The organism is Mesorhizobium sp. P2_E10 (genome assembly GCF_056404235.1).
This window is the reverse complement of sequence record NZ_JBFUEK010000001.1, coordinates 614,598-628,243: the sequence shown is the minus strand read 5'-3', so window position 1 is coordinate 628,243 and position 13,646 is coordinate 614,598. Positions and strand designations below refer to the sequence as shown.

Genomic DNA, 13,646 nt, shown 5'->3' with positions numbered 1-13,646 from the left:
CTCCACAAGCCAAGGGAACAACAATGACCGCCTTCAAGCCACTCGTTTTTTCCGGCGTCCAGCCGACCGGCAATTTGCATCTCGGCAACTATCTCGGCGCCATCAAGAAATTCGTCGCGCTGCAGGACACCTCCGACTGCATCTATTGCGTCGTCGACCTGCATTCGCTGACCGCCCAGCTCGTCCATGAAGACCTCGCTGACCAGACACGGTCGATCACCGCGGCGTTTCTCGCCTCGGGCATCGACCCGAAGAAGCACATCGTCTTCAACCAGTCGCGGGTGATGCAGCATGCCGAGCTTGCCTGGGTCTTCAATTGCGTGGCGCGGATCGGCTGGATGAACCGCATGACGCAGTTCAAGGACAAGGCCGGCAAGGACCGCGAGAACGCCTCGCTCGGCCTGTTAGCCTATCCCTCGCTGATGGCTGCCGACATCCTCGTCTACCGCGCCACCCACGTGCCGGTGGGCGACGACCAGAAGCAGCATCTGGAGCTGACGCGCGACATCGCGCAAAAGTTCAACAATGACTTTTCGGACCGCATCGCCGGCCTTGGTGTCGGCGTCGAGATGCAAATCGGCGAGGAGACGGTGAACGGCTATTTCCCGTTGACGGAGCCGATCATCGGCGGACCGGCGGCGCGCATCATGTCGTTGCGCGACGGCTCGAAGAAGATGTCGAAGTCGGACCCGTCGGACCTGTCGCGCATCAATTTGACCGACGATGCCGACACTATTTCGAAGAAGATCCGCAAGGCCAAGACCGACCCGGAAGCGTTGCCAAGCGAGCTGGACGGTCTAGCCACAAGGCCCGAGGCGGAGAACCTGGTCGGTATCTACGCTGGCCTCGCCGAGATCTCGAAGGCCGACGTGCTGAAGGCGTTCGGCGGCCAGCAGTTTTCCGTGTTCAAGCCGGCGCTCGCCGACCTGGCGGTGGAGAAGCTGGCGCCGATCGCCGGCGAGATGCGCCGCATTTCCGACGACCGGGCCTATGTCGACGCGGTGCTGAAGGATGGCGGCGAGCGGGCCGGCGTGCTGGCCGAGGCGACGATGAAGACCGTGCGCGACATTATCGGCCTGCTGCAGGGCTGATCTGCACCAACACCCGACACAGACCGGCCGCTTGCAGCCAGCCGGTGCGGGTGGCAGATTGCGGACCGAAACCATCGACAGGTAGAATATGGTCTCCAAACGCCTTAGTCGCGAAGCCGGCCATCGCCGCAAGTTCCTGGCGATCATCGACGACACGCCGGAATGCGAGCGCGCCGTTGCCTACGCCTCGAAGCGGGCGCAGAGCACCAGCGGCGTGCTGGTGCTGCTCTATGTCATCGAGCCGGACGACTTCCAGCACTGGCTGGGCGTCGAAAAGATCATGCGCGAGGAGGCCAACGCCACGGCGCGTACCGCGCTCGACAGCTACGCCAACAAGGTACGCCAGAAGCTGGGCATCGAGCCGGAACTGGTGGTGCGCGAAGGCAAGCCGACCGAAGAAATCCACAAGTTGATCGAGGAAGACCAGGACATCGCCATCCTGGTGCTGGCGGCCGGCGCGGGCAAGGAAGGCCCGGGGCCGCTGGTCGGCGCTGTGGCCGGCAAGGGTGCTGCTTTCCCGATCCCTGTCACGGTGGTGCCGCAGAATCTGTCCGACGAGGAGATCGACAGCCTGGCCTGAGGTGTACTGATATTCAGGTGGGGCCTGCCTGACCCGAATCACGACACACCTCTAGGCGCTTGGTGGGCGCGCAAAAACATTCCGCCAGCCAGCCGTTCCGACGACGCGTTTCGCTTGAATGTCCAGCCAATAGAGCCTATTTAGAACTATTCCAAACTAGCTGCCCGGCATGGGCACGGAGACGGCCATGTTCATCCAGACCGAATCGACGCCAAACCCGGCAACCCTGAAGTTCCTGCCCGGCAAGGAGGTGCTTCTCGAAGGCACAGCCGATTTCCGCGATGCCGATAGTGCCGCAATCGCTTCGCCGCTGGCCGGACGGCTGTTCGAGATCCCCGGCGTGACCGGTGTGTTCTTCGGCTATGATTTCATCACCGTGACCAAGGACGGCCCCGACTGGCAGCATTTGAAGCCGGCAATCCTCGGCGCCATCATGGAGCATTTCATGTCGGGCGCGCCCGTCATGGCCAAGGCCGGACCCGCCGCCGAGACCAGCCAGACCGGCGAGTTCTACGACAAGGCCGACGAGGAACTGGTCATCACCATCAAGGAACTTCTTGACACAAGGGTGCGCCCGGCGGTTGCACAGGACGGTGGCGACATCACCTTCCGCGGCTTCGAGAACGGCACCGTGTTCCTGCATATGAAGGGCGCCTGCGCCGGCTGCCCGTCTTCGACGGCGACGCTGAAGCACGGCATCCAGAACCTGCTTCGGCATTTTGTGCCGGAAGTGCAGGCCGTCGAACAGGTTTCTTAAGACCCTTTGTTTTTACGCAATTCCGGACGGAAAACCGCTGCACACTTTTCCTGGAATTGCTCCAATCACCTTCAAGCAGACAACAAAAAACCGGGCCGAATTGCCCGGTTTTCTGTTTGGGACGTCCGTTGTTGCCTAGACGGTCCGCGTACGAAGGTAATCTTCTACTTTGACCATGATCTTGCCCGAAAACCGGTTTCCACTTTTCGGGATCATGGTCCTACATCACAATGACCTTGGCGCCGACCGAGGCGCGGTCATAGAGGTCGATAATGTCCTGGTTCATCAGCCGGATGCAGCCTGACGACATGGCCTTGCCGATCGAGTTCCACTCCGGGCTGCCATGCAGACGGTAGCCCATGTCGCCGCCCTTGTTGAACAGGTACATGGCGCGCGCGCCGAGCGGGTTCTTCAGGCCTGGCTCCATGCCGTCGGCAAACTTGGCCAGTTCCGGCTGGCGCTGGATCATCTGCTTCGGCGGCGTCCAGGTCGGCCATTCGCGCTTCAGTGCGATACGGGCGGTGCCGTGCCATTCAAAGCCTTCGCGGCCGACGCCGATGCCATAGCGTATCGCCCGGCCGTCGCCCTCGACGAAGTACAGGAACTTGTTCTGCGTATCGACGATGATGGTGCCCGGCTTTTCCGAGGTGTCGTAGTTGACCTCCTGCCGGTGATATTTCAGCGGCACCTTTTCGATCGGGATGCGCGGCAATTGATAGCCGGCATCGGTGACCGAGCCGTAGTTGTTGGTGAACAGTTGCGCACCGATGGTGCTGCAACCCGAGATCGCGGTCGACAACGCGAGAGCGGCAACGATTGCAAGTGACTTCACGCGCATGAAAATGTCCGATGCCCCGCCCAAAGGTAGCGGCACGAGTCGGCCGCTTTTGTCAGGAACATTCATGCTGGCATTTGCTTTGCTTGCCAAGCGCGCGATGCCCATATGCAGGGGCTTACGCGCCGGTAAGCTCACAACTATGACATTTTGGCAACAGGCTTCACAGGATTGTGAAGGAAATTCAATGGGCGGCTCTGTCGGACTGCCCGGAATCGAGGAACCACTACGAATCTCGGCGATGCCGCCCAGCGTTCCGGCCTGCCGCCAAGACCATCCGCTGCTATAAGGAATTCGATCTGATCGCGTCGGCGCGTGCCGGCAATGGTTACCGCGATTATTCAGGTGTGACGACATCCACCCGCTGGCGTTTTTGCGCTGCGCCCGCAATCTCGGCATTTCAATCGATGATTGCCGCCAGCTGATGGCGCTCTACCAGGACCGCAGCCGCGCCAGCCACGACGTGCGCGAAATCGCCGCCGCCCATGTCGGCGCCATCGAGGAAAAGGTGCTCGAATTGCAGTCGATGCGCGCGACCTTGCAAAAGCGGTCCACGCCTGCCACGGCGACGACAGGCCGGATTGTCCGATTTTGGACGATATGGCGGGGGCGGTGTTGCTCAATGAAAAAGGCGCTTCGGCGTCGGCATAGGACCGCGTCGACGCGGCTGAGCACCACCGATCGGCTTAATTGCGTAATTGCTAATATGCCTATAGTTTAGTCAACGCGGGGGGCGGCCCAACCCCAACCCGCAGTGGCCGGTGCGGCCTCCGCACCCCCGAGGTAAACCGCACCGGCCATTACCCCTAGGGCTGGATAGGTGGAGTCGTGGTGTCCCCGCCAGCGCCAACCTTCGCGACGCGATGGGCTCCGACGATCCAAGCGAGTTCGCACTACCATTGAGGAAGATCGCCGAGACCAAGAGAGGCGCTTGGCGGGGTAATCCCCCGCCATTCCCCTACGGATGGTAGCCAAAGGTCCGGCGAGCCTAGGGCCCTTGGTCGTAATTGCGCGATTGCTAATATGCTCATAGTTTAATCAGCGCGGGGGACGGCCAAAAACAGCCCGCAGTGGCCGGTGCGGCCACCTCAACCCCAAACACCCCAGCCGCACCGGCCATTCCCTCACGGCTGGGTAGCGCCACTGGAACCATTATCCGTTCCGCGCGTTCACGCGAACCTGGAGTGTATCCACCATGGTAGAGGAACAAGGCAAGCCGCACGCGGGCTATAGCCTTTTTGTGCGCCGACTGGTGGAAGATACTGGCATTTCGGAAGATCAGGCCCGCGAGCTTATCGGCTTTATTGGGGCTCAGAACTGGACATCGCTTGTGAGGGAAGCCCGCATTCTGGCCTCTCAGCAAGCCTAGCCGCTACTTCCCCGTGCTCGATATTGTGATTGGTCCATCCTACCATCGGGTCGCATGCTGGCCTTGGGTCAATCGTGGCCTGCGGATTCGTCTAGAGCTATGCCCCAAGACCCCATTCGAATTGACCAGTTTTGGGATAAAAACCCCTTGGTAATGCCATGGATGGAGCAATTCCTTCCTGTAAATCGCATGTGGCAAGACGCGATTGGAACGGTATTCTGGATATTTATTGTAGGTTGCGTAGGTTATGCGCTATTGTACTTTGTTTTACCAAATAACGTCGTAACCGGAATAATGTGCGTATCGCCCGCCGGTTACCTCTTGGGAAGTTTGAATAAGAGAATGTCACGCGCGCAAGGCAAATTCTTCCACGCGAAGAGAGATGAGGGAAGAATTGGCAGCGCCAATAATGCAACTGGCTCAAACGGCTCCGTTGCGGATAGGTAGCCTGCAACCGCAAGGAGCGGGTCTGTCAAATATATAATTGCCCTTGCAGGAGAGGGTTCAAACCGTGAACAAACTCTGGCATGATGCCGGCCATGCCGATCATTTCCCCGATTCCGCTCAACCCTCTGATCGATGGCCGCCAATCGGAACGCGCCATGCTGGTGCGGCGCGGCGTGCAGCGGCTGCTCATGCAAATGGGCATGCATGTGCTGCCGGAACTGTCGCTGGCCACCGGCCGCCGCGCTGACCTCGTGGCGCTGACCCGCCAGGGCGACATCTGGATCATCGAGATCAAATCCTCGATCGAGGATTTCAGGGTCGACCGCAAATGGCCTGACTACCGATTGCACTCCGACCGCTTTTTCTTCGCCACCCATCCCGGCGTGCCCGCGGAGATTTTTCCCGAGGAATGCGGATTCATCCTCTCGGACGGTTACGGCGCCGAGATCATGCGCGACGCGCCGGAGCACCGCATGGCGGCGGCAACACGCAAGGCGCTGATGCTGCGGATTGCGCGCGCCGGTGCATCGCGGCTGCTGGCGGCGGAACTAGCCGGCGTCTCGGTGCCGGCGCTGGAGGGTGAGAGCGAGTAGGTCCGCCGCAAATGTGCGCCGCACTAGCCGATGCGCCGCCGCCTGTCGATTTCGCGCGATCGAGGGTTTTTGCGCCGGACCGCGAAAAATATTTTATCCCGCACCGATGATTTCCGCTCCCCGGCGCTGTCCTGATCAATAGGCGCTGGATGGTCCAGCTGCCGGAAAGCGAGGTGATCCATGCGATCGTTACAAGGTCAGAATGTCGTCGTCGTCGGTGGCAGCCGGGGTGTCGGCCGCGCAATCGTAGAAGCAGCACTTGGCGAGGGGGCGACCGTTCTCGCCGTCGCCCGCGGCGCAGCGGCCCTGAAGGAGCTCTCCTGGGAGAACCCAGGCTTGAAGACCCTTGCGGTCGACGCGACGAAGGAGGTCGCGCCCGAAGTGGTTTTCGACACGCTAGCGCCGGATGTGCTGGTGATCTGCGCAGGCGCCCTTGCACCCTCCACGCTTGTGCAGAAACAGAGCTGGGAGGTCTTCTCCGCAAACTGGGAAACTGACGTCAAGGCGGCGTTCCTGTTCTGCAAGGCCGCGCTCAACGATCCGCTCAAGCCGGGGACCCGAATTGTGCTGATCTCCAGCGGCGCAGCCTTGAGCGGCGGACCACCGTTCGCCGGCGGCTATGCCGGCGCAAAACGCATGCAGATGTTTCTGGCCGGTCATTGCCAGAAGGAATCGGATCGGCTTGGACTGGGCTGCGCTTCATGGCGCTCGCACCGGCGCGCATCATGCCAGGGACCGGCGTCGGCGATGCCGGCCTCGATGGCTTTGCTGCGTATCTGGGCATCCAGCCTGCAGAAATCCTCGCCAGCATGACCGACATGCAGACGCCGGCCGATGTGGGCCGCGCGGTGGTCGCGCTCGCCACCGGGAAATCGGAAGGCAGTTCCTTCACGGTCAGCGGCAGCGGACTTGCGGCAGCGGCCTGAGGCGCTCAGGATGCAAGGCGATTTCAGCACCGCGGGCTGCCTATGACAGATGCTCCTGGCCCTGTTGAGCCACTGGGCCGGCCGATCCTCGATCGGCCGGCCTTCGAGCGTCTCACGGCTGCCCACCGCCGCGAGCTCAAGCTCCATTGTTACCGGATGATGGGCTCGGTGCACGAGGCGGACGACCTAGTCCAGGAAACCTTCCTGCGGGCCTGGCGCGGGCGGTTGCAGTTCGACGCGCGAGGCTCGCTGCGCGGCTGGCTCTACACGATCGCCACCAACAGCTGCCTCAACGCGCTCAAGGCGAGGTCGACGGCGCAGCGCCTTCTCCAGCAGCCCGAACGGTCGCCCTCGCGCGGACCGGCCACAGGCGGGCCGGCGCCAGAGCTCACCTGGCTGGAGCCCTATCCGGACGCGGAGCTTCCGGACCTCGTTGACGGCGAACCCGGTCCGGAAGCGCGCTATGAAACGCGCGAGGCCGTGCAACTGGCCTTCGTCGCCGCGATCCAGCTGCTGCCACCCAGGCAGCGGGCCGCCCTTTTGCTGTGCGACGTGCTGGGGTGGTCGGCGCTCGAGACGGCACAATTGCTCGGCGGGTCGACCGCGTCGATCAACAGCGCCCTGCAGCGGGCTCGCGCGACGCTTGGCGCGCGATATCCTCGGGGACGTCCCCTGCATCGATCGCAGCCCAGCCGCCAGGAGGCGCTGTTGCTCGAACGCTACATGCAGGCCTGGCAGGCCGCCAGTCTCGACGGCTTGATCGAACTGCTGCGCGAGGATGCCAGCTATCACATGCCACCATGGCGGGACTGGTACCAGGGACGCGAGGCGATCCGTGGTTTTTTCGAGACCGTCTGGGGCAATTTCGCCGGCTACCATGCGGTCGCCACCGGCGCCAATGGCCAGCCCGCGTTTGCGGTCTACGCGCGCCGCCACGGGGATCTCGTGTGGCGAGCCCAGTCCCTGCACGTCATCGAGCCTGCCGACGACAAGATCTCCTTGCTGACGGTCTATGTCGGTCCGCTCGGCCAAGACTTGTTTACGGCCTTCGGCCTGCCGCTTGTCTGGCCTAATCCTCGTCAGTAGCCTCGCCCGCGGCCGGTGCCATCAGCAGCATGGCGGCGCCGAGGAGGGCGGCGATGAAGGAGCCGGCGAGGATGCCGACCTTGACCGCGTCCTGCAGCGCCAAATCATTGGCGAAGGCGAGCAGGCCGATGAACAGGCTCATGGTGAAGCCGATGCCGCACAGCAGCGAAATTCCGATCATGTGCAGCCAGCCGGCGTTGACCGGCAGGTCGGCAAAGCCGAGCCGGATGGCAAGTGCCGAGGAGCCGAAGACGCCAACCAGCTTACCGGCGACGAGGCCGGCGGCGACGCCGAGCGTCAGCGGCTCGACCAGGGCGGCAGCGCTCAGGCCGGCGAGCGAGACGCCGGCATTGGCAAAGCCGAAGATCGGGATGACGAAGAAGGGTACGATCTTGTGCAGGCCATGCTCGAGCCGGTGCAGCGGCGAATGGTCGAGATCGTGGCCGCTGCCCGGGGAAACCTTGAGCGGGATGGTCAGCGCCAGCGCCACGCCGGCGAGCGTGGCGTGGACGCCGGATTTCAGCACCAGCACCCAGAGCACGATGCCGAGCACGATATAGGGCAGCAAGATGAGTACACGCATGCGGTTGAGCACGAGGAGCACGGCGATGACGGCGAAGGCAGCGCCGAGATAGGCGAGCGACAGGCCGTTGGTGTAGAAGATCGCGATGATGATGACGGCGCCGAGATCGTCGATGATGGCAAGCGCGGTGAGGAAGATTTTCAGCGACGCCGGCACGCGGCTGCCGAGCAACGACAGCACGCCAAGCGCAAAGGCGATGTCGGTGGCGGTGGGGATCGCCCAGCCGGAGAGTGCTGCTGAATTGTTGCGGTTGATGGCGACATAGACCAGGGCCGGCACAACCATGCCGCCGGCTGCGGCCACGCCCGGCAGGACACGTCGCGGCCAGGTCGAGAGCTGGCCGTCGAGCATCTCTCGCTTGATCTCCAGGCCGACCAGCAGGAAAAACACCGCCATCAGCCCGTCATTGATCCAGTGCGAGACGCTGAGCGGCCCGACATAGGCATGCAGGGCAGCGAAATAGGCCTGGGACAGCGGCGAATTGGCGACGATCAGGGCGAGCGCCGCGGCCACCATCAGGATGATGCCGCCGGCCGCCTCGCCGTCAAGGAATTCGCGAAGGATGGATTTTGGCCGCTCGTCGCGCATGTGTTCTCCGCCCTCTCAGAGACTGTTTCGGTATTCGCTCCGGCGAGTCATATGGTGGTGGTTTCGAGAACCGGAGCGCAGCGGACATTTGGGTCCGCGAGCACCGGAAGCGCAGAAAACGCCATCAGATGGCCGCCGGAGTAGAATTTCCAAACAGTCTCAGCGCGGTGCGCGCTTGGCCAGTATCCGCTGCAGCGTGCGGCGATGCATGTTGAGGCGGCGCGCTGTTTCCGAGACGTTGCGGTCGCACATTTCGTAGACGCGCTGGATGTGTTCCCAGCGCACGCGGTCGGCCGACATCGGATTTTCGGGCGGCGCCGCGCGTTCGCCGGCGGTGCGGGTGAGTGCTGCAAAAATGTCGTCGGCATCGGCCGGCTTCGACAGATAGTCGATGGCGCCGAGCTTCACCGCCGTCACCGCGGTGGCGATGTTGCCATAGCCGGTGAGGATGATGGCGCGGGCGTCGTCGCGCTTCTCGCGGATGGCGGCAACGACATCGAGACCGTTGCCGTCGCCGAGCCGCATGTCGACCACCGCATAGGCGGGCGGATTGGCGCGCGCCTTGGCCACCGCCTCCTCGACGCTCTCGGCGGTGTCGACCACGAAACCCCTGGTTTCCATGGCGCGAGCAAGGCGCGTGAGAAATGGTTTGTCGTCGTCGACGATCAGCAGCGAGGTGTCCTCGCCCTCAACCATTGCACCAATTATCTCGTCGCCTGTCATCGTGTTCAAAAATCCTGCTGCCTTAATTTTACGCAGATATCGTTCCGAAGCGCCATTGTCCAATTTAAGCGGTGTCAAACATGGTGGCCGAGGCCGATTCGGGATTGAGGAAGACACTGCGCGGCCACGCTATATGCACGACCGCGCCCTCGCCCAGCCCGCTCGAATTGCGGAAATCGAGCGTAGCGCCCGAGCGTTCGAGCAAGGTCTTGGCGATGAAAAGCCCGAGGCCGAGGCCGCCGCCGGCTTCGTTGCCCTGGCGCGTCGACATATAGGGCTCGCCGATGCGGTCGATGATTTCGGGCGGGAAACCAGGCCCGTCATCGATTATCGAGAAGGTGACGTCATCCTCATCCCAGCTCCAGCGCACAGTGACGGTCTTGCGGGCGAAATCGACGGCGTTCTCAACCAGATTGCCGAGGCCGTAGATGACGCCGGGATTGCGCCGTCCGACTGGTTCGGCGCCAATGCGCTCGCCCGGCCGCAGCCGGATCGAGATGCCGAAATCACGATGCGGTGCAGTCACCTCCTCGACCAGCGAGGTCAGCGGCAGACGGGAGAGATGCGCCTCGCCCTCGGATGACAGGCTGGTCAAGCGCTTGAGGATTTCGCGGCAGCGCTCGCTTTGCGAGCGCAGCAGCGTTACGTCCTCGCGGTATTTCGAGTCTTCACCGAGCGCCTTTTCCATCTCCTTGGAGACCAGCGCGATGGTGGCGAGCGGCGTGCCCAGCTCATGCGCGGCGGCGGCGGCGAGACCATCGAGCGCCGACAGATGCTGCTCGCGCTGCAGCACCAGTTCGGTGGCGGCGAGCGCGTTGGCGAGCAGGCGGGCTTCCTCGGCGACGCGGAAGGCGTAGATCGCTGTGAAGGCGATGGAGGAGAACACCGCCATCCAGATGCCGGCGACATAGACGAACGGCATCGCCAGCGGCGCGTCCTCGTGCCAGGGCAGCGGCGAATGGAAGAAAACCAGCAAGGTGGCCGCCGCCATCACCAGCACGCCGAGGATAGCGGTAAGGCGCAGCGGCAGCGACGCCGCCGAGATGACGACGGGCACGGTCAGCAGCACCGAAAACGGATTGGTCAGGCCGCCGGTCATGTAGAGCAGGCCGGCAAGCTGCAGGCTGTCGAAGGTCAGGATGGCAAAGGCCGAAAGCGGGGTCAGCCGATGTGCCGCCGGATAGCGAAAGGTCAGCAGCAGGTTCATCCACGCTGAGCAGGCGATCAGCGCAAAGCAGATGCTGACCGGCAGCGGGAATTTCAGCCCATAGGCGACGACAAGCACCGCCAGGCTCTGACCGACGATGGCCAGCCAGCGCAGCCGGATCAGCGTGTTGAGGCGCAGCCGCTGGCTTTGCTGGAAGTCGGGTGTGCGCAGGATCTTGATCATGGCAAAGGATTATAGCCGGGAAAGGACAAAGGCTAGGTCCCACGCGGCTTGGCGCGGGCGGTGGCGGTGGCGAGCAGCGGATTCTCCGGCCAGACATGCCTGGGGTAGCGGCCGCGCATGTCGGCCCGCACATCGGCCCAGGAGCCGCGCCAGAAGCCGGGCAGGTCGCGTGTCGTCTGGATCGGCCGGTGCGCCGGCGACAGCAGTTCGAGCGTCATCGGCACGGTGCCGTTCGCGATGGACGGATGCCGGTCGAGGCCGAACAGCTCCTGGACGCGAACCGCCAGAACCGGCCATTCGCCATCATAGCGGATCGGCACATGGCTGCCCGAAGGTGCGTCGAAATGGGTCGGCGCTAGCGTGTCGATCTTGCGCTGCAAGTCGTGCGGCACCAATGCCATAAGGCCCGAGGAGAGTGTGCCCAAATTGATCGTCGAGAACGACGCCGCGCCGGAGAGAAACGGCAACAGCCAGTCGTCAAGACGTTCCACAAGTGCCGTATCCGAAACATCGGGCCAGGGGGCGCCGAGGCCGCGATGCAGCCAGGCGAGCCGCTGGCGCAGCGTCTGCGCCTCCTTGCCCCATTCCAGCAGCGATAGCCCATGTTGGCGCAAGGCGTCGAGGATGGCTCGATCGGCATCGGCGCCGGTGGGCGCCGGCAGCATGCGTTCGGACAGCGCGATGGCGCCGAGCCGAACGGTTTCGCGCACACGCACCACACGCTTTTCGCGGTCGAAACTTGCTTCGCGGCGGGTCTCGATCTTGTCCGCGAGCGCGGCGCGAATGTCGGTCTCATCGACCGGAGCGGCCGCGGTGATGCGCGCATTCTGCGCCTTGCCTTGCAGGTCGGCGACGACGAGCCAGGTCTCGCCGGCCAGCGGATCGGCGGCGTCGAGCATGGCGCCCGAACCGTTGGCCAGCACGAAACGGCCGCGCTCGCCACGCGCTTTGGCGACGCGATCCGGCCAGGCATGGATGAGAAGCGCGCCGGCTCCACCCTCCCCGGGAGGGTCGGCGAGCGAGCCTTGCACGGCAAGGCGACGGGGTGGGGTCGCCGGTGGCGTGCCCGAACCGACCCCACCCCGATCCGCTTCGCGGATCGACCCTCCCCTCGAGGGGGAGGGTAAAGTCTGTTTCGCCAGCCGCTCGGCTAGCTGGCGCGCGGCCGTGGCGCGCGGCGACCTCTCGGAGCGAAACCGCATCAGCCGCCGTTCGAGGTCGGCGCCGTCGCCGCCCAGACCACGCTCGGTGAGCAGCACGGCGAGCATGGCCGCCTCGAAGGCATGTCCGGCCTTTGCCGCTTCGGCGACCATATGTGCCAGCCGCACCGGCAGTGCCAGTCTGCGCATCGCAGCGCCTTGCTCGGTCAGGCGCCCCGCTCCGTCGACCGCGTCAAGCGCACGAAGCAGCGCGACTGCCTCGTTGAGTGCCGGAGTTGGCGGCGGGTCGAGGAAGGCAAGGCTGGCCGGATCGGCGACGCCAAAGGCGGCGCAATCGAGCACCAGCCCGGAAAGGTCGGCCTCGAGGATTTCCGGCGGCGTGAAGGCGGGCAGTGCCGCCGTCTGCTCGGCCCGCCACAGGCGGACGGCTACGCCCGGCTGGGTGCGCCCGGCGCGGCCGGCGCGCTGGTCGGCGGAGGCTCTGCTGACCCGCACCGTCTCCAGCCGCGTCAGGCCGCTGGCCGGCTCATAACGCGGCAGCCGCGACAGGCCGGAATCGATGACGACGCGCACGCCGTCGATGGTGATCGAGGTCTCGGCGATCGAGGTCGCCAGCACCACCTTGCGACGGCCGGGCGGCGCCGGCTTGATCGCCGCATCCTGCGCCTTGCCGTCGAGCATGCCGTAGACCGGCACGATGTCGGTGTCGGCACTAATGCGGCCGAGCAAACGCTCGGCGGTGCGCTCGATCTCGCGCTGGCCGGGCAGGAAGGCGAGCACGCTGCCGCTCTCGTCAGCCAGCGCCGAACGGATCGCCTTGGCCATGGCGTCTTCGATGGTAGTGCCGGCCGGGCGTTCGTTGTAGCGGATGTCGACCGGATAGGCGCGGCCCTCGCTTTCGATCACCGGTGCGCCGGAAAGCAGTTTGCCGACACGCGCACCGTCAAGCGTCGCCGACATGACCAGCAAGCGCAGATCGGGCCGCAACGCGCCTTGCACATCGAGCGCCAGCGCCAGGCCGAAATCGCCGTCGAGCGAGCGCTCGTGAAACTCGTCGAAGAACACCGCCGAGACGCCGGGCAGTTCGGGATCGTCGAGGATCATCCGCGCCAGCACGCCCTCTGTGACGACGAGGATTTTCGTCCATGCCGAAGTGCGATTTTCCATACGCATGGCGTAGCCGACCGTGTCGCCGGGCTCCTCGCCGAGCAGTTCGGCCATGCGCCGCGCCGCAGCGCGGGCGGCAAGCCGGCGCGGCTCGAGCAGGATGATCTTGCCGGTGCCAAGCCAAGGCGCGTCGAGCAGCGCCAGCGGCACCAGCGTCGTCTTGCCAGCACCCGGCGGCGCCACCAGCACTGCGCTGTTGCCGCGACCAAGCGCTTCGCTCAACGCCGGTAGCACGGCGGAAACCGGAAGTTCTGGCAGAGGTTTTCTGGTCATCGTCCCATGGACGTGTTCATCCAATCGCGGCACATAAGCAGCGTCCGCATATCAGCGGCGATGGCTGCCGCGCAACTG

General features: G+C 64.2%; 12 protein-coding genes and 1 pseudogene. 8 read left to right on the top strand and 5 right to left on the bottom strand.

Annotated elements, in window-relative coordinates; translation table 11 throughout:
• The first annotated feature begins 23 nt into the window (after positions 1 to 23).
• From trpS to AC1D0N_RS03105, 3 genes are all read left to right on the top strand, one after another.
• Positions 24 to 1,091: a tryptophan--tRNA ligase gene (gene trpS / locus AC1D0N_RS03115; protein ID WP_477241269.1), complete on the top strand. Its 1,068-nt coding sequence runs from the start codon at positions 24 to 26 to the stop codon at positions 1,089 to 1,091.
• A gap of 88 nt (positions 1,092 to 1,179) precedes the next feature.
• Positions 1,180 to 1,671, top strand: a complete 492-nt coding sequence (locus AC1D0N_RS03110; RefSeq protein WP_477241267.1) for a universal stress protein — start codon at positions 1,180 to 1,182, stop codon at positions 1,669 to 1,671.
• Positions 1,672 to 1,858: 187 nt separating this feature from the next.
• Positions 1,859 to 2,428, top strand: coding sequence for a NifU family protein (locus AC1D0N_RS03105; RefSeq protein ID WP_477241265.1), 570 nt, complete (start codon positions 1,859 to 1,861; stop codon positions 2,426 to 2,428).
• A gap of 220 nt (positions 2,429 to 2,648) precedes the next feature.
• On the opposite strand, the gene AC1D0N_RS03100 is transcribed toward AC1D0N_RS03105, so the two are convergent.
• Positions 2,649 to 3,266, bottom strand: a complete 618-nt coding sequence (locus AC1D0N_RS03100; RefSeq protein WP_477241261.1) for a L,D-transpeptidase — start codon at positions 3,264 to 3,266, stop codon at positions 2,649 to 2,651.
• A 258-nt stretch (positions 3,267 to 3,524) separates the two neighbouring features.
• Here AC1D0N_RS03100 and AC1D0N_RS03095 point away from each other — a divergent pair.
• From AC1D0N_RS03095 to AC1D0N_RS03075, 5 genes and pseudogenes are all read left to right on the top strand, one after another.
• A pseudogene (locus AC1D0N_RS03095) lies at positions 3,525 to 3,914 on the top strand (MerR family DNA-binding protein).
• A 544-nt stretch (positions 3,915 to 4,458) separates the two neighbouring features.
• Positions 4,459 to 4,632, top strand: a complete 174-nt coding sequence (locus AC1D0N_RS03090; RefSeq protein WP_477241260.1) for a hypothetical protein — start codon at positions 4,459 to 4,461, stop codon at positions 4,630 to 4,632.
• A gap of 539 nt (positions 4,633 to 5,171) precedes the next feature.
• Positions 5,172 to 5,672 (top strand): MmcB family DNA repair protein, encoded by a 501-nt coding sequence (locus AC1D0N_RS03085; RefSeq protein ID WP_477241258.1) that lies wholly within the window; start codon positions 5,172 to 5,174, stop codon positions 5,670 to 5,672.
• 180 nt (positions 5,673 to 5,852) lie between these two features.
• On the top strand, positions 5,853 to 6,485 hold the full coding sequence (locus tag AC1D0N_RS03080) for an SDR family NAD(P)-dependent oxidoreductase (protein ID WP_477241256.1): 633 nt from the start codon (positions 5,853 to 5,855) through the stop codon (positions 6,483 to 6,485).
• A 155-nt stretch (positions 6,486 to 6,640) separates the two neighbouring features.
• Positions 6,641 to 7,684, top strand: coding sequence for an RNA polymerase subunit sigma-70 (locus AC1D0N_RS03075; RefSeq protein WP_477241254.1), 1,044 nt, complete (start codon positions 6,641 to 6,643; stop codon positions 7,682 to 7,684).
• On the opposite strand, the gene nhaA is transcribed toward AC1D0N_RS03075, so the two are convergent.
• The 4 genes from nhaA to hrpB all read right to left on the bottom strand — a co-directional run bounded on the left by nhaA (position 7,668) and on the right by hrpB (position 13,568).
• A complete protein-coding gene (gene nhaA / locus AC1D0N_RS03070; RefSeq protein ID WP_477241252.1) occupies positions 7,668 to 8,855 on the bottom strand; it encodes a Na+/H+ antiporter NhaA in 1,188 nt (395 codons plus the stop codon). The two genes, AC1D0N_RS03075 and nhaA, sit on opposite strands and share 17 nt — an antisense overlap.
• A gap of 159 nt (positions 8,856 to 9,014) precedes the next feature.
• Complete coding sequence (locus AC1D0N_RS03065; protein WP_477241250.1) at positions 9,015 to 9,578, bottom strand: ActR/PrrA/RegA family redox response regulator transcription factor; 564 nt, start codon at positions 9,576 to 9,578, stop codon at positions 9,015 to 9,017.
• Between the two features lie 64 nt (positions 9,579 to 9,642).
• Positions 9,643 to 10,968, bottom strand: coding sequence for an ActS/PrrB/RegB family redox-sensitive histidine kinase (locus tag AC1D0N_RS03060; protein ID WP_477241248.1), 1,326 nt, complete (start codon positions 10,966 to 10,968; stop codon positions 9,643 to 9,645).
• A 32-nt stretch (positions 10,969 to 11,000) separates the two neighbouring features.
• Positions 11,001 to 13,568, bottom strand: coding sequence for an ATP-dependent helicase HrpB (gene hrpB / locus AC1D0N_RS03055; protein WP_477241246.1), 2,568 nt, complete (start codon positions 13,566 to 13,568; stop codon positions 11,001 to 11,003).
• Positions 13,569 to 13,646 lie beyond the last annotated feature (78 nt).